19 protein-coding genes are annotated in these 21,958 nt (G+C 64.0%); 7 read left to right on the top strand and 12 right to left on the bottom strand.

The window, feature by feature from the left end:
- Nucleotides 1-39: 39 nt before the first annotated feature.
- The 3 genes from AOP79_RS06325 to mtrA are packed head-to-tail and all read right to left on the bottom strand — an operon-like array spanning nucleotide 40 to nucleotide 4,090.
- Nucleotides 40-1,758, bottom strand: a complete 1,719-nt coding sequence (locus tag AOP79_RS06325; protein WP_062071670.1) for an LpqB family beta-propeller domain-containing protein — start codon at nucleotides 1,756-1,758, stop codon at nucleotides 40-42.
- Nucleotides 1,758-3,410 carry an MtrAB system histidine kinase MtrB gene (gene mtrB / locus AOP79_RS06320; protein ID WP_062071668.1) on the bottom strand — a complete coding sequence of 551 codons (1,653 nt, stop codon included), beginning with the start codon at nucleotides 3,408-3,410 and terminating at the stop codon, nucleotides 1,758-1,760. The genes AOP79_RS06325 and mtrB overlap by 1 nt, the downstream gene beginning before the upstream one ends.
- Entirely contained in the window at nucleotides 3,407-4,090 is a 684-nt protein-coding gene (gene mtrA / locus AOP79_RS06315) for an MtrAB system response regulator MtrA (protein WP_062071666.1), read from the bottom strand. Before mtrA ends, mtrB begins: the two co-directional genes overlap by 4 nt.
- Nucleotides 4,091-4,185: 95 nt before the next feature.
- On the opposite strand from mtrA, the gene AOP79_RS06310 reads away from it, so the two are divergent.
- Genes AOP79_RS06310 through AOP79_RS06290 form a run of 5 tightly spaced genes read left to right on the top strand, consistent with a single transcriptional unit; the run spans nucleotide 4,186 to nucleotide 9,468 of the window.
- On the top strand, nucleotides 4,186-5,307 hold the full coding sequence (locus AOP79_RS06310; protein ID WP_161794236.1) for a hypothetical protein: 1,122 nt from the start codon (nucleotides 4,186-4,188) through the stop codon (nucleotides 5,305-5,307).
- Complete coding sequence (locus AOP79_RS06305; RefSeq protein WP_062071661.1) at nucleotides 5,304-5,930, top strand: DUF4129 domain-containing protein; 627 nt, start codon at nucleotides 5,304-5,306, stop codon at nucleotides 5,928-5,930. The genes AOP79_RS06310 and AOP79_RS06305 overlap by 4 nt, the downstream gene beginning before the upstream one ends.
- Nucleotides 5,927-7,132, top strand: a complete 1,206-nt coding sequence (locus AOP79_RS06300; RefSeq protein ID WP_062071659.1) for a DUF4350 domain-containing protein — start codon at nucleotides 5,927-5,929, stop codon at nucleotides 7,130-7,132. The genes AOP79_RS06305 and AOP79_RS06300 overlap by 4 nt, the downstream gene beginning before the upstream one ends.
- Complete coding sequence (locus tag AOP79_RS06295) at nucleotides 7,129-8,172, top strand: AAA family ATPase (RefSeq protein WP_062071658.1); 1,044 nt, start codon at nucleotides 7,129-7,131, stop codon at nucleotides 8,170-8,172. Before AOP79_RS06300 ends, AOP79_RS06295 begins: the two co-directional genes overlap by 4 nt.
- A gap of 3 nt (nucleotides 8,173-8,175) precedes the next feature.
- Nucleotides 8,176-9,468, top strand: a complete 1,293-nt coding sequence (locus AOP79_RS06290; RefSeq protein WP_062071655.1) for a DUF58 domain-containing protein — start codon at nucleotides 8,176-8,178, stop codon at nucleotides 9,466-9,468.
- A 23-nt stretch (nucleotides 9,469-9,491) separates the two neighbouring features.
- Here the strand turns inward: AOP79_RS06290 and AOP79_RS06285 are convergent, their stop codons facing one another.
- Nucleotides 9,492-10,487: a stage II sporulation protein M gene (locus AOP79_RS06285; protein ID WP_062071653.1), complete on the bottom strand. Its 996-nt coding sequence runs from the start codon at nucleotides 10,485-10,487 to the stop codon at nucleotides 9,492-9,494.
- Nucleotides 10,488-10,531: 44 nt separating this feature from the next.
- Between AOP79_RS06285 and AOP79_RS06280 the strand changes: the two genes are divergently transcribed.
- On the top strand, nucleotides 10,532-11,350 hold the full coding sequence (locus AOP79_RS06280; RefSeq protein ID WP_062071975.1) for an RDD family protein: 819 nt from the start codon (nucleotides 10,532-10,534) through the stop codon (nucleotides 11,348-11,350).
- 78 nt (nucleotides 11,351-11,428) lie between these two features.
- On the opposite strand, the gene ahcY is transcribed toward AOP79_RS06280, so the two are convergent.
- From ahcY to AOP79_RS06260, 4 genes are read right to left on the bottom strand one after another with little or no spacing between them, the layout of a single operon-like run.
- On the bottom strand, nucleotides 11,429-12,874 hold the full coding sequence (gene ahcY / locus AOP79_RS06275; RefSeq protein WP_062071651.1) for an adenosylhomocysteinase: 1,446 nt from the start codon (nucleotides 12,872-12,874) through the stop codon (nucleotides 11,429-11,431).
- On the bottom strand, nucleotides 12,867-13,799 hold the full coding sequence (locus AOP79_RS06270) for a cation diffusion facilitator family transporter (protein ID WP_062071649.1): 933 nt from the start codon (nucleotides 13,797-13,799) through the stop codon (nucleotides 12,867-12,869). The genes ahcY and AOP79_RS06270 overlap by 8 nt, the downstream gene beginning before the upstream one ends.
- Nucleotide 13,800: 1 nt before the next feature.
- A complete protein-coding gene (locus AOP79_RS06265) occupies nucleotides 13,801-15,249 on the bottom strand; it encodes a phosphomannomutase/phosphoglucomutase (protein WP_152648035.1) in 1,449 nt (482 codons plus the stop codon).
- Between the two features lie 21 nt (nucleotides 15,250-15,270).
- On the bottom strand, nucleotides 15,271-15,624 hold the full coding sequence (locus AOP79_RS06260; RefSeq protein ID WP_062071645.1) for a DUF3499 domain-containing protein: 354 nt from the start codon (nucleotides 15,622-15,624) through the stop codon (nucleotides 15,271-15,273).
- Between the two features lie 74 nt (nucleotides 15,625-15,698).
- Between AOP79_RS06260 and AOP79_RS06255 the strand changes: the two genes are divergently transcribed.
- The gene (locus AOP79_RS06255) at nucleotides 15,699-16,100 is read left to right on the top strand and encodes a metallopeptidase family protein (protein WP_062071643.1); all 402 of its coding nucleotides are present in this window, start codon (nucleotides 15,699-15,701) and stop codon (nucleotides 16,098-16,100) included.
- Here AOP79_RS06255 and AOP79_RS06250 read toward each other — a convergent pair.
- The 4 genes from AOP79_RS06250 to AOP79_RS06235 form a co-directional block, all read right to left on the bottom strand.
- Nucleotides 16,097-17,413, bottom strand: coding sequence for a DUF5719 family protein (locus AOP79_RS06250; RefSeq protein WP_062071641.1), 1,317 nt, complete (start codon nucleotides 17,411-17,413; stop codon nucleotides 16,097-16,099). The genes AOP79_RS06255 and AOP79_RS06250 overlap by 4 nt on opposite strands.
- Entirely contained in the window at nucleotides 17,410-20,529 is a 3,120-nt protein-coding gene (locus AOP79_RS06245) for a glycosyltransferase family 2 protein (RefSeq protein WP_062071639.1), read from the bottom strand. Before AOP79_RS06245 ends, AOP79_RS06250 begins: the two co-directional genes overlap by 4 nt.
- 24 nt (nucleotides 20,530-20,553) lie before the next feature.
- The gene (locus tag AOP79_RS06240; RefSeq protein ID WP_062071637.1) at nucleotides 20,554-20,874 is read right to left on the bottom strand and encodes a WhiB family transcriptional regulator; all 321 of its coding nucleotides are present in this window, start codon (nucleotides 20,872-20,874) and stop codon (nucleotides 20,554-20,556) included.
- A gap of 63 nt (nucleotides 20,875-20,937) precedes the next feature.
- Nucleotides 20,938-21,951, bottom strand: a complete 1,014-nt coding sequence (locus AOP79_RS06235) for a glycosyltransferase family 2 protein (RefSeq protein ID WP_236683272.1) — start codon at nucleotides 21,949-21,951, stop codon at nucleotides 20,938-20,940.
- Nucleotides 21,952-21,958 lie beyond the last annotated feature (7 nt).

Genomic DNA, 21,958 nt, shown 5'->3' with positions numbered 1-21,958 from the left:
CCACGACGGCTGGGGACACGCAGTCGTGAGCGCGCGTACCTAACCGGCGTACGCGATGTCAGTGATGCCTTCCAGCACCATCGTCCACGACGTGCCAGAACGCTCCTCGACCACCTCGTCGTCTCCCACGACCAGCAGCGTCGCCTGCCCCGACCGAGCCGCGACTCCCGTTGCTTCCCGCATCGTGGTGATGGCCGTCGTCTCACCGCCCACCGTGACAGTCCACAACGGTGACGCCGTGCCCTCGACGGGTTCGCCGAGCAGAGCAAAACTGACCTCATCGATCCACGCGATGTCAACGCCGGTCCCCACGTCAGCGCCTACGGCCTTGGCCTCACCCAAGGCGATCGGGACACCCGAGGCATCCCGCACCACGGCAGCCACTTCAAGAATTGGCTGGCCACCGGACCTCGATTGGACAGCCACCATGGTCCCGGATCGGGAAACGGAGATCGCAGAGACCTCGCGGCCTGCAAGCCAGTTCTCCCCCAACCGTATGGGCGCATCATCGCCACGTGTCACCGTGATCGCACCGCCGGACTTCACCGCCGTCCACAGATAGCCGTGATCATCGAAGCTCGGGTCAACCGCATCGGTCCCAGCGACTACGCGGGTCGCCTCAATCTCCGTCGCAGGCGCATCGGCCTCATCAAGCGGAACCAGAGACTCCCAGCCGTCGGCAAGCACTGCCGTGACATACACGCCATCGGGCGCCACCCACGCAGCTTGGCTAGCATCCAAATCCCGTGCCACCACGCTCGCGCCGGCAGGCAGCGCGCCCACATCAGCGGGTGTCACACGCACTTCTGTGCCATCCCACATCCCAAGGCGGCCATCCACAGCAACAACCGCATACTTGTCCGGGATCGCAGGAGACTCAAGCGCAACAGTGTCCTCGTCGGAAATGGGCAGACCGCCGATGCGCACATCCACCTCGGTCACGTCCGGCAGGCTGGACAACGTCAAGCGCAGTTGCTCATCCGCCAGGGACCTCTCCACTTGCGTGCCTGCCGACTGAGCGGTCAAGTCCACCGTTGCGACACCATCGGCCACCACCACGGACTCCACCGCAAGGGCAGCGGTTGCCGGGAACCCGGTCACTACCGCGTCGGCGAGCCACGGCGAGGGGCCCTCAATCAGTTCACGCGCCGCGGCCGTCGCCGCATAGTTGTTCGGAAGCCACCGCAATTCACCCACGACGGTGCTCAGGTCAGGCGTCGCAAATGCCAACGACACCGGCCTAAAGAAGCTCACGAAGTTGGCCTCCGACACCACAACGCCATCTGCGAGATCTGAGATTCGCCACTCACCGGACTCCTCCACCACCGTAAACACAAGTTCGGACACCTCCCCCTCGCCGGCTTCCACCAAGCGACCGGAGTCGTCGAGCGTGGACGCCAAAGGCACCTCATAGGTGACGGTGTTGACTTCTTCATCCCACTCGGGAACAACGGCACCGGAGTCATAGACCGTGACCTGGGCGCTGGGGTCCCACGTGGCGCTCGCGTCTGCGGTCAGGAACTCTCGGGCAACAGTGAAGTCACTGGCCACACCACCAGCGGAGGCGGTCAGGAACCCCGTGATGATGGCGGCAGGATCGTCCTCGGGCGCAGGCCCTTGAACGATGGGTTCAAAGTTCTCAATCGGAGCAACGTCACCATTGCCCTCTGTGACGTCGCCGTCCGTCGGAATAGAGGCACAGGCGCTCAACGTCACAGCCGCGAGCGCGGCGACGGCCGCCACAGTCCGCTTATTCATCACGCGTCCTCCTCGCTCTCTGGGTCCTGAGGCTCGGCCGCGCTATCGACAATAAGTGGCCCGACTTCCTCAAAGGCCCCTTGTCGCATCACCAAGGGCAGTGGCTGGTTGTGTCCCACGCCTTCGTGCGTGCGTGGCAACACCAAACGGAAGCTCGCACCCTGCCCGGGGGAACCCCACACCTCAAGCGCTCCGCCATGGAGTTGCGCATCCTCACTAGCAATCGACATACCCAGTCCGGTGCCACCCATCGTCCGGGCGCGGGCAGCATCGGCCCTCCAAAATCGATCGAACACTCGCTCCACCTGCTGTGGCGTCAACCCAACGCCGAAGTCCCGCACCACCACCGCGGTAGAGCGACGGTCAGAACGCACGGACACCTCGACTCGGGTGTCCTGCGCGTGCTCCACAGCATTTGACAAGAGATTGCGGACGATGCGCCCCACGCGCGGGCGGTCAAGCGACGCTGAGTGTTCTCCCTCAGCCACGCGCAGACGCACGGGCACACCAATGTCCTGTGCCACCGGCACCATCGCTTCAACCTCCTCACGCACAACGTCAGCAATGTCCATCTTCTCGAACTCCAGTTGAGCGGAGCCCGCGTCAATGCGGGAGATCTCGAGCAGGTCAGACAGGAGTGCCTCAAATCGGTCGAGTTGGGCGCTGAGGAGTTCCGAGGAGCGCGAGACCGACGCGGGGAAGTCCGCGCGGGCGTCATACAACACGTCCGATGCCATACGAATGGTGGTGAGCGGCGTCCGCAGTTCGTGGGAGACGTCGGACACGAAGCGCCGTTGAAGTCGGGACAAGCGCTCCAGCTTGGTGATCTGACGTTGGAGGGATTCCGCCATCTCATTGAAGGTCTGCGCGAGCGTCGCCATCTCGTCGTGTCCGCGAACAGTCATGCGTTCACTGAGTCGCCCCTCAGCCAATCGCGAGGCGACCCGCGATGCTCGGCGCACCGGCCGGACAGCCTGGGTAGTGACGAACCATGTCATGGCCACCACGAGCCCCATCAGCACCACTGCGCCCAGCAGCAGCACGCGTTGGATCAGCGCGAGCGTGGCCTGCTCATCTTCCAGCGAGTAGACAAAATACAACTCGTACGGGCCAGCGACACCAAGATCGACTTCCGAACCCACGACAATGCCCGCAATATCGGAGCCGGGGAACTGGACGTACTGCCACGGTTGTGTCATATCGCCCGCCACAGCAGCCCGCATTTCCGCAGAAATCGTCTCGTCAAGGCCCGTCGTAGACTCACCCACGGTCAGGGGCACTGATGACGTGTTGTCGGGACTGCGCAACATCACGAGTCCCCGGCTCTCACCACCCAATGCGCGCAACTCAATGATGAGGTCGTAAACGAACTGCTGCATCTCCGCTGGGTTTGCCGCTGGCGTCGAGTCAGCGCGCTGCTGGGCGATGTTGGCGTCGCGAGCGCTCTCGGACAACACCCGGTCGACCCGGTCGTCAACCAGCCCATCGCGGATTTGGTCAGTGACATACGCACCGAGCAGAAGCACCGTGCCGATACCGACCACCAGAGTCGAGGACACGATGCGCAGCGACAGCGACCGGGACCAGCGCCGACCAGCCGCTTTCAGTGGCGCGAGAATGCGCGCGCCAAGGGAGCGTTCCTCGTCGGTCACGACTGGTGTGCGCCCGCCTTATACCCCACGCCGCGCACGGTCTGAATGATCTCGGGATGTTCAGGGTCTTGTTCGATCTTGGCGCGCAGGCGCTGAATGTGGACATTGACGAGCCGAGTGTCTGCGGCGTGACGGTAACCCCACACATCCTCCAGCAGGGCCTCGCGCGTGAACACCTGGCCGGGTGCCCGGGCGAGCGTCACCAAGACATCAAACTCCAGTGGGGTCAGGGGGATCACCTGGCCGTCACGGGTCACACGGTGTCCCGTCACATCTATCTCAAGATCGCCGATGCGCACTACCGCGGGAACTGCGTTGTCGTTGCGGCGCAGCCGCGCTCGTACACGCGCAATGAGTTCGCGAGGCTTAAAGGGCTTGGGAATGTAGTCGTCGGCACCGGATTCCAGGCCTAGCACCACGTCAACAGTGTCCGACTTCGCTGTCAGCATCACAATCGGGACACCTGATTCGGCACGAATCTCCCGGCAGATGTCGATTCCCGAGCGGCCCGGAAGCATCAGGTCAAGCAGGATCACGTCAGGGTTGTAGTCACGGAACGCTTGCACCGCCTTATCCCCGTGATCGCAGAACACCGGATCAAAGCCGTCGCCCCGCAGGACAATTCCGGTCATCTCCGCGACTGAAGGGTCGTCGTCAACCACCAAGATACGTGCCGTCATATTGTTATCTTGCCATGCAAATGCAGACGGGACGGGACCCTCGTCGTTTTTGCCAGAACATGGCAGGATGGGCGTGGCCTATGAAGGAGGGGGACATGACACACCCATACGGTCCAGGTTCCGAACCGCCCGTCTGGCCGGGCGCGGCCCCACACACGCCCCCGCCGTCAACACCAGGAACCCCACCCCCGGCCGCGAACTACGGCGCGACGTCGCCTCCTCCTCCACATGGCAACCCGCCACCACCGTCAGGCACGCCAACCTTCCGCTCCTGGCAACCGGGCATCGTGGCGCTCAAGCCCCTTTCCTTTGGGGACTTTCTTGCGGCCCCATTCAAAGCCATACGCTTCAACCGAGGGCCAGTACTAGGGATCCCGTTGTTGCTGTCGCTTGGCTCAGCCCTGCTGATGTGCTTCGCGATGCTGGCGCTGTTCGGCGACCCACTCCTAGCCCTCGAATCAAACACCATCCCGACCAACACTGGCGCCATCGCCATCGGACTTGTCGTGATCGCAGCGTTGTTCGCGCTCGCCACCGACATTTTGTCCGGAGCGTTCGTCGCCGCAGGGGTAGCCCGAGCGGTCATGGGAGAGAAGCTGTCGGTGGCCGGCGCATGGCCCATGGTGCGGCGTCGCCTAGGCGCATTGGTCTTGCTGTTCATCGTGGGTGGCGCGGTCCTGGGTGTGCTCGTGGCATTGGCAATCATCCCGCTCATCGTGTCTATCGCGGCCGGCTCAGGAGAGATTGCAGGCGTCCTCGTCTTCCTTGCACTCTTGCTCTTCGTGGTACTCCCCCTCACCCTGGTCGTCCTCGTCCTCCAAGGCATTGCGCGCTCCATCATCGTTCTCGAAAACGCCTCGTTCGGCAGCGCTATCAAACGCACCTTCGGGCTCATTAAGGGCCGGTTCTGGTGGTCGCTCCTCATCGTGTTCGTCGCCGCGCTCCTCATCCAGGTCGTGACCGGCATCCTGCAAACCGTGGCGCAGATCGCCGTCACAGCGACGATCTTCATTGCACCCGAGTCGACCATCGTCGTGGCGATTGTGCTGTTTGGTAGTTACGGGATCCTGCTGGCATTGGTCTCCGCAGTCTCGTACAGCTACTTGGGCTCGGTCTACGCGCTGACGTACATCGATCTGCGGATTCGCCATGAGGGCTTTGACATCGACCTCGCACGCGCCGCCGAGGCCCGTGCAACAGCGAATCGCTACGCATGATTTCTACCGCGATCGTGGATCCTGACGCCGACCAAGCACGGGAATGGGCAGAGGACGAACTCTCCAAGCCTGAGTACCAAGAAAGGGGGCCGTCGCTCATGGAGCGGCTGATCGCTTGGATTGAGGACTTGTTCAATGGTGCCGGTGACGTCGCGGCGGGGTTTCCCCTGGTGTCGGTGCTCGTCGCTACCGGCGTCATCATCGCGATCGTGGCACTCATTGTGTGGATTGTTGTAGGGCCGATGCGCCGGCGCCGCGCCGTAGCCGAACACGCGGCACTCGACCCTGAGGACGAGAGAACTGCGGATCAGATGCGTGCCGCTGCGCACGCTGCGGCAACTCGCCATGACTGGGACACGGCAGTCATCGAAATGTTCCGCGCGTCTATTCGATCAGCAAGTGAGCGCTCCCTCATGCGCGTTGTGCCAGGAATGACCGCCAGTGAAGCAGCGCGGTCGCTGATGCTCGCCGCCCCAGACACCCCCATGGCTTCACCTGTGGCCCAGGACTTCGATCGCGCTCGATATGGCAGCGGTGGACTCAGTGTCACCGCCTGGGAGCAGGCCCAAGAGCTCGACGCCGCTATCCCTGAGCACGCCGCCCAGGCAGGTCACACCGCATGACGACTGAAGCTCACACGCGTGTGGCCGCGCGTCCCGGCGCAGTTGCCACACTACGCAAGCACCCACTGGTCGTGGCTGGTGTGCTCCTGGCATTCATTCTGCTCGGGGTCCTCGCGGTCATGGCCCAGCCCACAGATGAGAGGCCGCTGTCTCCCGCCAACCCAGGAAGCGATGGAGCGCGCGCCGTAGCGCAACTGTTGGGCGAGCACGGGGTTGACGTGAGCAATCCCCAGACGCTCAGCGCCACGAACATCCAAGACCCCGGCTCCACAACCCTGATCGTGTCTGTCCCCTCAGACTTGCAGAGTTACCAAATCGACGCGCTCATGGAATACCCAGGAGATCTCGTGTTTCTTGGCGCGGACCGCACCATCCTCCAGAGCCTTGGCATCACGGACCCGGACATCAGCACCTACGTCGCCGACGGGCGCACCGACGCACAATGCGATGACGCCGATGCTCTCGCTGCGGGCACCATCAACGTCACCGCGGGCTTCGGTACACACTCAGGTGCTGCGCAGTACCAGGCGTGCTTCACCACCCCAGACGGCTACAGCGCTTACCTGGTCGCGCCGCGCGACTCGGGTACCGTCCGCATCATTGGCAGCACCTCCATCGTTACCAACGAGCACTTGACGGAGGAGGGACATGCCGCGCTCGCCCTCCGCGCTTTGAGCCATCAGGACGCTGCAGTCTGGTACGTCGCCGACATCTTCGACTCCTCCGTGCCCACCTGGCTCGATGACACCAACGACCTCCCACCCTCCGCCGAGGTGGAAGCCGACGCGGACATGCTGCCACCGTGGTTCATTCCAATGCTGTTCATGCTGGGGCTCACGGTCCTGATGGCGGGGCTATGGCGCGGTCGACGTTTTGGACCTCTCGTTCCCGAGCCCCTTCCCGTCATCGTCCCTGGCGCGGAGGCGGTGCGCGGCCGTGCCCGTCTCTACCGGCGTGCCCGCGCAGCACACCATGCGGCTGCTGCACTACGAGCGAGCACCGCGTCGCGCATGGGCGCGCGCCTCGGCGTCCCGCGCTCCGGCACTATGAACGCGCTCATCGACGCGGTCCACAGCGCGACCGGAATACCTCGAGACCATGTAGCCCGAACGCTTGGCGGGCCACCCCCGTCTAACGATGCTGAATTGATTGACCTCATCGCCGACCTTGACGCCCTAGAAAGCGAGGTTCACCGACCATGACCGAGACCCCAGGAATCCCCGAGGCGGCCCCGACGCCGGACTCCGCATCTGAGCCCGCGCCAGCTCCGAGCCCGGGCCCGGGCCCGAGCGGCAGCGACCCACGACAAGCACTCGGAGCGGTGCGCACCGAAGTGTCCCGTGCAGTGGTGGGACAAGACCAGGTCCTTACTGGGCTCGTGATCGCGCTCCTGTGCCGCGGGCACGTCCTCCTCGAAGGCGTACCGGGCACCGCGAAGACACTGCTGGCACGGTCGGTCTCGGCAGCCTTGAACCTTGAGTTCTCGCGGGTACAGTTCACGCCCGACCTGATGCCTGGCGATGTCACGGGATCACTGGTGTACGACGCCAAGACTGCCGCGTTCTCCTTCCGCGCGGGCCCGGTGTTTACCAACCTGATGCTCGCCGACGAGATCAATCGCACGCCGCCCAAGACCCAGTCGGCGCTGCTGGAGGCTATGGAAGAACGCCAGGTCACGGTCGATGGTGAAGCCCGGCCGCTACCGGACCCGTTCCTCGTGATCGCCACCCAGAACCCCATCGAGTACGCAGGAACATATCCGCTCCCCGAGGCACAACTGGACCGTTTCCTCCTCAAACTTCCCGTCGACCTGCCTGCCCGCGAAGCAGAAATCGACGTTGTTCGACGCCATGCCTCCGGGTTCGACCCGCGTGACCTCGCTCAGGCAGGTCTCAAGGCCGTCGCCGGTGTCGAGGACCTTGACCGCGCCCGCAGCGCTGTCCGTCAGGTTCAGGTGTCCGATGCGGTGACGGGCTACATCGTCGACCTCTGCCGCGCGACTCGTGAGGCCGCATCCACCTCAGTAGGTGCGTCCCCCCGTGGTGCCACCGCGCTGATGAACACTGCTCGTGCGTGGGCGTGGATGCGCGGCGGGGACTTCGTGACTCCCGACGATGTCAAGGCACTCGCACAGTGGACGCTCGGGCACCGCATTCAGATGCGCGCCGAAGCCGAACTTGAAGGTGTGACTGTCACGAGCGTCCTGAACGCCGTCCTCGCGGCTGTGCCCGTTCCCCGCTAACTCATGTACATCACCGGCTGGACTGTCGCACTCAGCGCTCTCGGGGTCATCCCCACGCTGTGGGTACATACACGCGAGTTCGCGTGGATGTGGATTCTGGGTGTACTCGTGCTCGCGTGCCTCGATGCCGTCCTGGCGGCCAGCACGCGGGGACTCGGTTTCCGGCGCGATGTGCCCCGCTCCATCCGCCTGACGGAGGCAACGGCCAGCACGCTCGAGGTCACTAATCTCTCGCGTAGGCGTATGCGAGGTGCCATCAGAGACGCATGGCAGCCCTCGGCGGGGGCGGAGAACCCACGCCACCGCTATAGGCTCGCGGCCGGTGCCGTCACCACACTCACGACAGTCTTGCGCCCTACCCGCCGCGGAGACCGCTTCGCCGATCGCGTGACGATACGAAGCGAAGGGCCGATGCGCCTGGCTGGACGGCAACGCTCGGTTGAAGTTGCGGGGCAGGTCCGAGTGCTTCCGGAGTTCGCGGCACGCCGCCATCTCCCTGCGCGGCTCGCGCGGCTCCGTGAGATTGATGGCAGTACCGCAGTACAACTCAAAGGTGCGGGCTCCGAGTTTGATTCCTTGCGTGAGTACGTGGTGGGCGATGACGTGCGAACTATCGACTGGCGGGCCTCCGCACGCAGGGCCGACGTGCTCATCAAGACGTTCCGCCCTGAACGCGACAGGCGTGTGTTCACCGTCCTTGAGACTGGCCGTACCGCAGCAGTGCGTATGGGAGATGCACCGCGGCTCGACGCTTCGATGGAGGCCGCGCTACTCCTCACCGCACTGGCAACTCACGCTGGTGACCGCGTCCACGTTTCGGCTTTCGACCGAACGGAACGCGCCCGAGCCATCGGTACCTCTGGACCCGTACTGATGCCAGAGCTCGCGGATGCCTTCGCGACGGTGGAACCCGTCCTCGTGGAGCCTGATTGGCCTGCGGTGGTGCGGCTCGTCCAATCGCGGGTGAGCCAGCGTGCCCTTGTGGTCTTACTGACGACAGTCGATGTCACTGCCGTGGATTCGGGGCTGCTCGATGCTGTCGAGGCATTGAGTCGCCAGCACCTTGTTCTTGTGGCGTCCGTGGACGATCCGGCGGAGGCGGAACTGCTGGCTGGGCGGGAAGATGCCGCCGCGATCTACGGAGCGGCTGCCGCGTCGCGCGCTGGGCTTGAACGTGCAGGTGTTGAGGCCCGCCTGCGGCACTTGGGAGCGGAAGTAATCTCCGCTAATCCTCACGAGCTGGCTCCTGAGGTCGCGGATCGCTACCTTGCCCTCAAAGCATCCGGCCGCATGTAGCACTGGCCAACCGTCCCCGGCTGCTACGCCGAAATCGCGACCTTGGCTGTCGCAAAATCGCCGTCGGAGTCGCCATCAACATTCAAGCTGACGGCGTGACGTCCCGCCACAAAGACGTAGAGCCAGAATGCGGCGCACGCCGCAATGCCGATACCGACCTTGACAGACCACGGCAACGCCGAGCCCGTGATGTACCCCTCGATCAGGCCCGAGATGAGGAGCACGACAGCGAGTCCGATAGCGACGCCGAAGGCGGTGCGTCCCTCTTGAGCAAGCGCTGCTCCGCGGGGGCGGCCACCTGGCGCCAGCATCGTCCAAAACAACCTCAAGCCCGCGCCGGCTGCCACGAAGACCGCGGACAGTTCGAGCAGACCGTGGGGGCTAATGAGCTGAAAGAACTCGGCCAGCAAACCGGCCTCCCCCATGACCGCTGCGGCCACGCCCAACTGAATCACGGTGTTGTAGAGCAGAATCAGCGGATAGATTCCTGTAATGCCCAATGCGATGCACTGGGCCGCGATGAACCAGTTGTTGGTCCAGACCCGTGCCGCGAACGATGTGGAATCGTACTCAACGTAGTAGTTGGCAAACTCGTATTGCGCCAGTTCTGCACGCTGTGACGGAGTGCCTGCGAGCGCCATCGCTTCAGGGTGGCTCAGCATCCACCACGCACAGATTGCACCGCCCAGGATCACCGCAAGTGACACCATGACTCCCCACCAGCGGACGCGATAGAGAGCGGCCGGGAGTCCATAAACGACGAAGCGCCGCAGTGCCCCTGACGACGCCTCATGGCCTCCGGTCAACCACACACGAGCGCCCGCAAGCGCGATCGACAGGCGGCTCACAAGCCCCGGATCAGGCGCTGTTGACCGCACGGTCGCGAGATCCCCCGCAGTGGACTGATAAAGGCGAGCAAGTTCATCAGCCTCAGCGCCGGTGAGGCGGCGCGATCCCGCCAGTTCGCGAAGGCGATCCCAGCGGGGCTGGCGAGCCTGAGTAAATGCATCAATGTCCACGCCGCTACGATGCCATAAGACGCGAGGTCATGGGGGTGATTCACATGGATGACGACGAGATCATTATTGGTGAGGGTGTCAGTCTCAGCACTGGCGCCGCACCGGTCACATTGCGCATGCTCTCCGGGGCCATCGACGTATTCGTCTATGGGGTCACCGCAGCACTGGCCATGACCGGACTCTCTGCAGTCGTGGGGCCGGTGGTGAACGAAGCCGCGTGGGCTGCGATTCTCATCGCGACCCTCGTGTTGTGGCTCGGCGTTCTGCCCGCACTGGTCGAGACACTGACCCGCGGATACTCGCTTGGGCACTTGGCGCTAGGTCTACGGATGGTGCGCGATGACGGCGGTCCGTTGTCGTTCCGCCACTCGTTCATTCGCTCGTTCGTGGGCATCGTCGAGATCTACGCCACGTTTGGCATGGTCGCCATTACCGTGTCCACGTTGTCCGCGCGGGGTAAGCGCTTGGGTGACATGCTCGCCGGCACGTACGCCATGCGTGTGCGTGGTGCTCCCCGCGCGTTGCCGCCGATCGCGATGCCGCCCCAGTTGGCGCCGTGGGCTCGCAGTGCCGACATTCGCCGCCTGCCCGATGGCTTGGCGTTGACGTGCCGACATTTTCTGGGACGTGCGCCGTCGCTGCGTATGGACTCGCGTGCACGCCTGGGTACTGAACTCGCTGCGCGACTCACGGAGTTGGTGTTTCCTGCGCCTCCTCCGGGAACACACCCAGAGGTCCTGATCGCAGCAGTGATTTCTGAGAGGTCTCGCCGCGAATTGGACTTAGAGATGCGCCGTCAAGCACGCCTCGAGAAGGAAGATGCGCGCGTCACGGCACTGCCCTACGGACTCACCGACGCCTAATCGCCCGATGGCTCCAGTTCGCTGTTTTGAGCCCTCTAGACAGCGAAATGGAGCCATGTGGCGAAGGTGCGGGGGTCGTTAGTAGCGGTAGTGCTCCGCCTTGAACGGACCATGCTGCGGTAGTCCAAGGTAGTCAGCCTGCTCCTTGGTGAGCTCAGTCAACTGCACGCCCAGTGCGTCGAGGTGAGTCCGCGCGACCTTCTCATCGAGGACCTTGGGAAGGCGGTGCACACCCAGCGGGTAAGCCTCAAGGTTGTTCCACAATTCGATCTGCGCCAGCACCTGGTTGGCGAACGACGTGCTCATCACAAAGCTCGGGTGGCCGGTCGCGTTGCCAAGGTTCAGCAGGCGGCCTTCGGACAGAATGATGACGCTGTGGCCATCGGCAAAGGTCCACTCGTCGACCTGGGGCTTGATGGGCTGGTGCTTGGCACCGGAACGGGCCAGACCTGCCATGTCGATCTCGTTGTCGAAGTGGCCCACGTTGCCGACAATCGCCTTGTCCTTCATCGCGGCCATGTGGTCAACACGGATGATGTCCTTGTTGCCGGTCGTAGTGATGAAGAAGTCGGCGCGCTCCACGACGTCCTCAATGCGCGCAACCTCGTAGCCGTCCATCACTGCCTGCAACGCACAGATGGGGTCGACTTCAGACACGATGACGCGTGCACCTTGGCCGCGCAGCGCCTCGGCAGCACCCTTGCCTACATCGCCGTAACCGGCGACGAAGGCGACCTTGCCGCCCATCAGCACATCGGTGGCGCGGTTAATGCCGTCCGGCAGGGAGTGGCGGATGCCGTAGCGGTTGTCGAACTTGGACTTGGTCACGGAGTCGTTGACGTTGATCGCCGGGAACAGCAATTCGTTGCGCTCGTGCATCTGGTCGAGGCGGTGCACACCGGTGGTTGTTTCTTCGCTCACACCGACGATGCCGGCGGCCATCCGCGTAAATCGTGTGGGGTCGGCCTCCAGTGAGCGGCGGATCACCCGTCGCATTCCTTCGACCTCGACGTTGTACTCAGGGTCTTCCTCGTCGAGAGGCGCAGGAACCGCCCCGGCCTTTTCTGCCTTCACACCTTCGTGAACGAGCAGCGTTGCGTCACCGCCATCGTCGAGAATGATGGTGGGCCCGTCTTCACCTGCCCAGGTGAGGATCTGGTCGGTGTACTGCCAGTACTCCTCGATAGTCTCGCCCTTGGTGGCGAACACCGGCACCCCCGCAGGGGCCGAGTAGGTGCCGTCACCCACGACCACGGCCGCTGCCGCATCGTCTTGCGTCGAGAAGATGTTGCACGAGGCCCACCGTACTTGCGCACCCAGCGCCGTCAGCGTCTCGATGAGCACCGCGGTCTGCGTAGTCATGTGCAACGACCCTGCGATGCGCGCGCCCTTGAGCGGCTGCGCGTCGCCGAACTCGCTCCGCAAACCCATCAGGCCCGGCATCTCGATCTCTGCGAGGCGGATCTGGTGGCGTCCTGCCTCAGCGAGGGCGAGGTCAGCAATCACGTAGTCGGGGTTACTCACGCGGGGGCTCCTTGAGGGAATGTCGTAGGTCAGGTTCGATGTAGATCAGCCGAGCGGCAGGCACTTCTGCTCGGATGCGGCGCTCCGCATCATTGATGTCGGCGGCGATTTGATCGATCTGAGCGCCCGGAGCCACCCCCACTTTAGCGGCGATCATGACGTCGTCGGGCCCCAGGTGCATCGTGCGCAGGTGAATCACATCGGTCAGCGGGGATACGGCGAAAGCGTCCCGAATCCTTTGCAGATCTTCCTTCGTCACGGACTCCCCCATCAGCAGTGACTTGGTCTCCTTGGCGAGGATGACGGCGTTCGTGACGAGCAACAGGCCGATCATCGCAGTTCCCACGGCGTCCCATTGCCCGTCGCCGGTGATGAGCGTCATTGACACTCCAAAGAAGGCAAAGACCAGGCCCACCAGTGCGGCCGTATCCTCGAGCAGGATGACGGGGATCTCGGGCGACCGCGAGCGACGGATGTAGGCAAACCAGCCGAGTTTGCCGCGGACCTGATTTGCTTCCTTGATGGCGGTACGCAGGGACAGACCTTCCATCACCATCGCGAGGAGCAGCACGACGAGGGGGACCCAGGCCCAGGAGTCGATGGGTTCGGGCTCTTGCCACTTTTGCCAGGCCTCGTAAAGCGAGAAGAGGCCTCCCAGGGAGAACAGCATGACTGCGACGAGGAACGCGTAATAGTAACGGTTCCTGGAGTAGCCGAAGGGGTGGGTGTCGTCTGCGGCGCGGGTGGACTTCTTTTTGCCCACGAGCAACAGGATCTGGTTGCCCGAGTCGACGACGGAGTGGATCGCTTCCGCAAGCATCGACGATGCACCTGTCAACGCCCACGCGCCAAACTTGGTGACACCGATGCCAAGGTTGGCGCTCAGCGCCGCAATGATCGCTTTGCTGCCACCCTCGGCGGACATGTCAGGCCTCCCGAATCAATTCCAGTGCACGGTCACGGATGTCCGCCATCACCGCCGGATCCGCTGCCTCGACGTTGAGGCGCAAGAGAGGCTCGGTGTTCGAGGCGCGTACGTTGAGCCACCACCGGGGTTCTGTCGCCCAGTGCTCGAGCGTCATGCCGTCGAGGTTGTCCTCCGTCACGTCAGGTCCGGCGAAGGCGGCGCGAACGCGTTCGCGTGCTGCGGCAGCGTCGATCACGGTGGAGTTAATCTCGCCCGAGGCGGCATAGGGGCTGTGCCGTTCGAGCAGGTCGCTGAGCGTTCCGTCGTGGCCTCCCAGGGCGGCCATGAGGTGCATCGCGGCAAGCATGCCGGAATCCGCAAAGAAGAAGTCGCGGAAGTAGAAGTGGGCCGAGTGCTCTCCACCGAAAATCGCGTCGAGCTCAGCCATCTGTGCCTTGATGATGCTGTGCCCGACCCGGGAACGCACTGGGGTGACGCCCGCCGCAGCGAGTTGCTCGGGGACGGCGCGTGAGGAGATGAGGTTGTGAATGACGGTGGCGCTGCGCCCAGCTGCCGCTTCACGCGCGGCCTCACGCAATCCCACCAAAGCGGTGATCGCCGATGCCGGGACCACCTCGCCGCGCTCGTCGACGGCAAAGCACCTGTCGGCATCGCCGTCGAACGCAAGTCCGAGATCCGCGCCATGCTCGCGGACCGCTCGCTGCAGGTCGACCAAGTTAGCGGGATCGAGCGGGTTGGCCTCGTGGTTGGGGAATGTGCCGTCGAGTTCGAAGTACAGCGGGATGATGGTCAGCGGGAGCGGATCCAGGCCAGCCTCTCCACCGAGCACAGCGGGCACAGTCAAGCCTGCCATCGCGTTTCCCGCATCGACGACCACGGTGAGAGGGCGCACGTCGCTGAGATCCACAAGATCACGCAAGAACGCCGCGTACTCGGCCAATGTCTCGCGCTCGCTCACCTCGCCAGGGACATCGGCGGCCGCGATGGCATCGGCAATATCCCCTGTACCGGAGGCCTGGCGTGCCAAGGTGTCCGCAGTGAGTTCGCGCACTCGGCCCAATCCTGTGGTTTCACCGACTGCCCGCGCCAGTGGGCGGCACATCTTCATGCCGTTATAGCCAGCAGGGTTGTGGGAGGCCGTGATCATGACGCCAGGCAACTCGAGAATTCCCGACGCGTGATAGAGCCCGTCCGTCGAGCACAGCCCAATCTCAACCACATTGACGCCACGGCGGCGGAGCCCCCACCCCACGGCCTCCATCAGACTGGGGCCGGAGTCACGCATGTCATGGCCAATGACCACGTGTGTGTCGCCGTCGGGAAGCACCACGGCGTCAGCGAATGCTGCTCCAATGGCGCGGGCAACGTCGTCGTTCAGACTTTCGCCAACGATGCCGCGGATGTCATAAGCCTTAATCAGGCCGCTCAGGTCGGGTGCGTCACTCACGCCACCCAGGTTATCCGGTTCTCAGTCTCCTGAGACGACGCGCAAGTGCCCGCGCCGAGGCTCGGATGCGACTGGCGCGCTGGGGATGTCTGCTGGCGGCGTAGGCCGTCCAGCTTCACGCACTGCTCGTGCCAGCGCATCGAGATCGTCAGTGCTGGGGCCTGGGTCTACCAAGTCTTGGTGGATGTGCACCACGTCCCACCCGCGCGGCGCCGTGAACCGCTCGCCGTGGTCGGCACACAGGTCATAACTGTGAGGCTCAGCCTGCGCTGCCATTTGGCCGACGACCACCGTCGAATCCTCATAGACATACGTCAATGTCGCGGCGGCGGGCCGCGCACAGTTGGTGCGGGAGCACTGGCGAGTCGACTTCACAAGATCGGACGCTACCTTGAGTGCTGGCCGTGTCCCAGCCGGACGCGCCGAGCAACGCGCGGTAGCCTCGCCACATGCCGCGCCGTGACCGACACGAGAGGGGACTTCGAGCCCCGCTGTTGCCGTATGACGCGCCAGCATGGCGGTCTCGGGCCGAGATCTTTGATGACTATGTCCGTGACGGAGTAGACCGCTTGGAGCCCCTGTGGGGCAAAGCCTGGGGCAAGTTGGAGTTTGGCACCGAGGACGTCCCGCCGTCGGATCCCACACCGTGGGAGGACGGCGTTCCGTTAGCGCGAATGTTCCCCGCTGAGCTGGGCCATCCCACCCGGATCGTTCTCTACCGCAAGCCCATGGAGCAGCGCGCAGAAGGCGCAGAGCTTGAGGCTTGGGTGCGTGATGTCATCACCGAAAACGTGGCGCATGTCCTCGCGAAACGCCCCGAGGACGTGGACCCGGACTACGGCTCACACTAGTTTTCGGTATCCACGTAGCTCCCCGAGACTACGTCAACGTCTTCGGGAAGACGCTCGGGCGCCCTGGGCGTCATCGAGGTCACAAAGCCGTCGTCTCGCACACGCAGCGCCCATGCGACACTGCCAGAGCCGGTGATCTGGGTCCCGGCGGGCACATCGATCTCAACCTCGGTGGCGCTCAACGGGGAGATCCACTCGTCCGCGACGACGTCGCCATCGGGATCAGTGAGCAACAACCGACCATTGGTGACGGCGGCAGCCACCACCGTGACGTTTCCCTCGGGGACGATCACGGCCCCCTCGACGGGTGTGGAGAGGTCCTGTGATGGGGTCCACGCAATGTCAGCGGCGGTGTCCTCACCGTCACGTACCTCATAGCTCGATTGGGTCATCACCGCGGCGGCCACGGGCACATCCGCATCAATACCGATGCCTGCGATGTCCCCTTCGGGGACCGTAATGTCCGTCAGGAGTCCCGCTTCCAACTGGACGGATTGGTCCCCCAACCATTCACGCTCGCCATCCGGGCCTAGCAGCGTCAAGTTCGCGGAGGTGTCCTCGGTCGCCAGCAATCGCAGGACAGCGGGGTCCTCGGCAGTCGAGGGCCCGGCCATGGGTACCACGGTCGACTCGGCGTATGCCGATCCAGTCGCCCACTCAGTTCCCGCCGATGTAAAGCCGTCCAACCGGGAGTCCTGCAGCGCAGCGACAATGCCCACGCCACCGGCAGTGACCTGCAGCACAAGACCCGGAATCTCTGGTTCGACCGACTCGATCAGCACGTCAGTTTGCGAGCCCGGGCCCACCGCTGTCGTGATCGTTTGGCCCTCGTCAAAGAGCAACGGTCCGTAGAGTCTGACGGAGACACGGACTGCGACAGCGGACGGATTCGACAGTACGAGGCGGGCACTCGAACCCAGCGCAGTGGAACCCGCAACAATCCACTGTTCCTGGCGCGGGTACGTGCACGTCAGACCCGCCAAGGATGCGATATCTCCGCTCCCTACACGCTCAAGCGACGCACCCAGCGGGGTCGTGAGCGCGACGCCCTCGCCGAGTGCCGTGCTATCAGCCGGAGCCGTCCACAACTCGCGGTCGTCCGACCCAGAGTCCAAATCTTCATCGCCAGACTCGGTTTCACCGACGGGAATCTCCAGCGGGCCAGGGCACACCGCAGGTTGGTCCGCAGGAACAACTTCGACAGTGACGGGCTCTACCTCGACCCCAGACTCAGTGCTGGGGAGAGTGACGAGAGACGCGGCTACGACGGCGGCGATCGCGGCCGCACCAGGGAGGAACGCGGTGATTTTCATGCTGATACCTCCCGAAAGGTTCGAGTGGGGAGCGGAATAGCGGCAATAGCGGCCCACGCCACCACCACGATGGACATCCACCACCAGAACCGGTGGGCTGAATCGTCATAAACAATCTCAAGGACGCCCTCACCATCCACAGCGAACACCGCGCGGCCGGACTCATCTTCAACCTTGGGCAAGGTCGCGCCGTCCAACGTTGCTGTCCAAGCCTCGTCATCGCTGACAGCGAGGACCACGTTTCCGGTCACAGGTTCTGTCAGCGTGACCGAACCCGTCGTGCGTCCCATTTCGACGACGGTGACGCCACCATCGTCCGCGGCCACCCAGGCTCGAGACACCGGCGCCTCGTCGCCCGCGCGCTTGACCCGCCACGACGTGCCGCGCTCAGACGAACCGATCAGTTGCAAAGCGTCCGACTGCCCCAGTGCCGATGCCGCGCGCTCTGCGCCAGGCGCAGCAATCACGACGCCGATGCCCCATTCGGCAATCTGTGCTGGCGCGCCCTGGGCGCCACCCACCAGGTCAGCAACGATGGGTGCGAGCGCGCTCGTTCCGACGACGGAAATACCCGTGGTCCGGGTCGCCGAGCGATCATCGCTCACCAACTCCCCGGCGGTAGTGATCGCGTCCGAGCCATCAGTCGAGGTCACGGTTGCGGAGATTCCGGACTCGGCATCGTCTAGGACGAGCACCCGTTGCCGTGTGGGCTGCTCGAGCTCCAGCCCGGCAACCAACGGCAACACATCTTGCGAAACTGCGGAAATCTCCGAGTCTTCGCTTGCGACCGGCCAGGCCACGGCAACACCGTGGCCGAGGACAACAACAACGACGGCCGATGCCGCAATACTTTGGAAGACACGGCTCGTCACACGAAGTTTGCCAGAACCTGCATCCCAGAGACCCTCGGCCGCCGATGCCACCGCAATGAGCACACCCATCACCGCGAGCGACAAGCCCGGGCCAGCCCAAGCGTTGGCGCTAGCGGTACCGGCGCCGCCATCTGGGGAGACCAACGTCGACAGCGACAGCGCACCCCACAGCACGCCCATCGCCGCCAATGCCACGCCGGTAGTGGCCATCGCCCAGCGACGCGCGACAAACGTCGAGAGGAACGCCACCACCAACAGCACGGGGACGACCACGGACGATGCCGCCAAGAAAATGTCGGGGGCCGAGCTCACCGAGACAGGTGCCAACAGAATGTCGAGAGCACTTGAACTATCACTGATCGATGGCCCCGGTTCACGCATCAGAACCGTCCAGGCATCGCGCGAAATCAGGCCCTGCTGCACAATGGCGACCAGCCCGGCAAAGCCCACCACAGCGGGAGGAATGCCCATCCCCCACACCCGTAGACGCATCGGCCCGGCACACGCACCCACGACCGCAACAGACAGCAGCACCGGAAGTACGAGCGCGGGAGCGGCGATGACTACGACCGCCATGGAGAGAGCGCCGCCAGCGGCGGCACTCGGCGACGGCAATGCACGCTCGGGGAAATGGACGCCGTCACTAATGCGCTCGGTGCACTGCCACCCTCCGGCACGCACGACGCCAACGACAACCCACGGCAACATCACGTGCACGATGACGGATGCCACACGGCCCTGGTCTACTGACTCAATCAAGAACGGCATGAGGCCATACGCCATAGCCGCGGCAGCACGAACAGCGAGCGACCGCGTCAGTGCGCCGGCAGCAGCCCACGCACCCAACCCAGCCCACAGGGATGCACCGGCCAACAACAATCCCAGCCCTACGGCTAGCCCACCTGGAACCACAGTGAGAGGCAACAACACCACCGAGAGTCCGCCATCAATCGACGGTGCGCCCAAGCCCTGTTCCGTCCAGCCGCTGAGGCCGCGCTCCCAAAGCGTCCGCCAGCCCACATCGGTGATACCGAGCGACTCGGAAGCCAGCATCTGGCCAGACAACACCCCACTGATCCAGTCGTAGTGCCTCACCGTCGACACGGCGGCCAAAAGCGCCGCGACGCTGACCAGCGTGATGCGGCGCCGGCGTGCCACCACAGCTAACTCATTCCGGATGAGCTCCGGAGGCACGCTAGCGGCACGCCAACTCTCATACGCTCCCCACTCACGGGTACGCGTGTCACGCCGGACCTGACGGGAAGAAGCCAACAGCGGATGCTCAATGGTGCGTGCATCACTACCTCGCAAGCCTGCGGCATTGACGCGCTGGCGCGAACGATACACACGGGGAAGGAGCACCAAGAGCCGCATCGGAACCCAGGCATCGGCTCCTGCCAAACGCAGATTATTCTGCGCCACGCGCATCAGCACCCGGCCGAGTGTCGATAGGGCCACACCAATCAGGAGCGGCAGCCCCATCCACCAGCGGGCATACACCAACGCTTGAAGCCATTCCGATGCGCGTCGAGCCCCATACGTGTGGAGGCGCGATCCGCCCTCACCGCGACCCCCGTTGAGACGCTCCTGAGCATGGCGAATCCGCGCGCGCGGCACCACCACGACATCCCATTGCGCCCGCCACACCCGGCGGCAGAAATCCAGGCTGTCACCCCACCCGTCATATGCCGGGTCGAGCCCCCTGAGCTGATCCCACACCTCACGCCGCACGAGCGCACCAGTAATGGACACACCCAGAACATCATCGCGCTCGTCGTGCTGTCCCTGGTTAATGTCCCCCTCATCGACCAAGGTGACACGGCGGGCACCGCCACGCGTGGTCGTGGTGCCCATCGACACCAACCGGGTGGGATCATCCCACTGCACCTGAGCCGCGCCAATGATTCCGGCGCGGTGCCGCTTACGAGCGGTCGCAAGGAGCAGCCCCAATGCATCCGGCATCGGCGCGGAATCGTCATGAAGGAGCCACAGCATCTCCCCCGGCTGCGCCTCTTCATCCACAATGAGTGCGTGGACAGCCGACGAGAAATCTGTCGCCGTCACCTGGACAGCGTGCACCGAGGGGGGAAGTGGGTCAGGCGCCGGAGCGTCTCCCACAAGCACCAGGTCAACTCGATCTGGTGCGGGGTCTTGATGGATCACTGCATCAACAACTGAGGCCAGTCGGGGCGATTCCCCGTCACTGACCACTACTGCGCGCACATGAATGCGCGCTGGACTCATGCTCGTCCCACGCAGGCCGACCAGCTAGACGGCGCGGCGCTTCAATTTGCGCCGCTCACGCTCTGACAATCCACCCCAGATGCCAAAACGCTCGTCGTTTTCGAGCGCATAGTCCAAGCACTCAGAACGAACCTCACAGGACGCGCAAACCTTCTTTGCTTCACGCGTTGAGCCGCCCTTTTCAGGGAAGAACGCCTCGGGGTCCGTCTGAGCGCACAGTGCGCGCTCTTGCCATGCCAAAGGGCCGTCATCTTCTACACCGTCAAAAATGTCAACGACGGAGGCGAGAGAAGGTGTGGCCTGACCTGCGTCGGAAGGCACTGCACCATCGTAGATATTCCACATAGGCCGTCCTCCGATCACCGTGAGCAGGAAACCCTGCCTACGTGAATTACACCCGTGTAATCCCTATGCGTCAAGTTGAGAAGACGGCACCTGACGCAGGAATCCAGCGCCCCAACCGAGGTGCATCGTGGCCAATACCAGGGGCAAACGAATGCTTGCCGCTGCTCCGGCCCGACTCGCCAATGAGACGGTGGCCAGCAAAATACCTGCTAAATATGCCAATGGGATGACCCAGCCGGCGATCAACCAGGGGGTATCGAAGAGCATTCCCAGGACCCCACACAGAGCCCCCAGAACAACCGCAACGGTAGCGATAGGCGCTGCAAGGTATCTGAGAGATTTTGTCTCGGGATGCCGCGAGACCACCTCGCGGCGCCACTGACCCGTCAGCCAGAACTGCCGGGCGAGGCTCCTCCACGTGTTCCTCGGGGAGTACGGAACCTGCATTTCGGGCACAAACCACACGCCATAGCCCGCCTCGCGAAGCCGGAAATTCAGCTCCCAATCCTGTGCACGCACGTAATGAGAGTCGTAGCCACCAACGTCCTCCAGCGCCTCCCGCCTAAAGGCACCCAGATACACCGAATCCGCCGGCCCGGCCACACCGCCCTGCCGGTGGCCAGCCCCTCCCAGCCCCCACGCGGACGACATCGCGACCGCTACCGCCTTCGCGAACGGCTCTGAGGCCGTCGGCACCATACGGCCGCCGACATTGGCTGCACCCGACTCCCGCAGATGCCGCACTGCGGAATCCACATACCCTTCCGGCATCAGCGCATGACCGTCCATGCGCACCAACACATCGAAACGTGCAGCCGCAATGGCACGATTCAACGCATCGGGCGTCTTGCCCGACGGATTGGACACCACACGCACCCGCTCGTCCTGCTCAAGGCCGCGCGCAATCTCTTCGGTGGCGTCATCCGACGGTGCCACCGCCAACACCACCTCCAGCTCACCTGCGTAGCCACATCCCAGCATGGCGGCCACGGCATCGGCTAGATACGGCGCCTCGTTCTTGACGGGCACCACGATGCTCACCGGCGGCTGAGCGGGAAGGGTCGGCAAATCAATCACCCGCCGA

It is taken from the genome of Demequina sediminicola, from assembly GCF_000975055.1.
GTDB lineage: Bacteria > Actinomycetota > Actinomycetes > Actinomycetales > Demequinaceae > Demequina > Demequina sediminicola.
This window is presented reverse-complemented; position numbering and strand designations above follow the sequence as displayed.

Bases quoted from the DNA above. Each gene is read 5' to 3' on its own strand.
- AOP79_RS06325 (WP_062071670.1), bottom strand. From the start codon at position 1,758: ATGAATAAGCGGACTGTGGCGGCCGTCGCCGCGCTCGCGGCTGTGACG.
- mtrA (WP_062071666.1), bottom strand. From the start codon at position 4,090: ATGACGGCACGTATCTTGGTGGTTGACGACGACCCTTCAGTCGCGGAG.
- AOP79_RS06310 (WP_161794236.1), top strand. From the start codon at position 4,186: ATGACACACCCATACGGTCCAGGTTCCGAACCGCCCGTCTGGCCGGGC.
- AOP79_RS06305 (WP_062071661.1), top strand. From the start codon at position 5,304: ATGATTTCTACCGCGATCGTGGATCCTGACGCCGACCAAGCACGGGAA.
- AOP79_RS06300 (WP_062071659.1), top strand. From the start codon at position 5,927: ATGACGACTGAAGCTCACACGCGTGTGGCCGCGCGTCCCGGCGCAGTT.
- AOP79_RS06295 (WP_062071658.1), top strand. From the start codon at position 7,129: ATGACCGAGACCCCAGGAATCCCCGAGGCGGCCCCGACGCCGGACTCC.
- AOP79_RS06290 (WP_062071655.1), top strand. From the start codon at position 8,176: ATGTACATCACCGGCTGGACTGTCGCACTCAGCGCTCTCGGGGTCATC.
- AOP79_RS06280 (WP_062071975.1), top strand. From the start codon at position 10,532: ATGGATGACGACGAGATCATTATTGGTGAGGGTGTCAGTCTCAGCACT.
- AOP79_RS06270 (WP_062071649.1), bottom strand. From the start codon at position 13,799: ATGTCCGCCGAGGGTGGCAGCAAAGCGATCATTGCGGCGCTGAGCGCC.
- AOP79_RS06255 (WP_062071643.1), top strand. From the start codon at position 15,699: ATGCCGCGCCGTGACCGACACGAGAGGGGACTTCGAGCCCCGCTGTTG.
- AOP79_RS06250 (WP_062071641.1), bottom strand. From the start codon at position 17,413: ATGAAAATCACCGCGTTCCTCCCTGGTGCGGCCGCGATCGCCGCCGTC.
- AOP79_RS06245 (WP_062071639.1), bottom strand. From the start codon at position 20,529: ATGAGTCCAGCGCGCATTCATGTGCGCGCAGTAGTGGTCAGTGACGGG.
- AOP79_RS06240 (WP_062071637.1), bottom strand. From the start codon at position 20,874: ATGTGGAATATCTACGATGGTGCAGTGCCTTCCGACGCAGGTCAGGCC.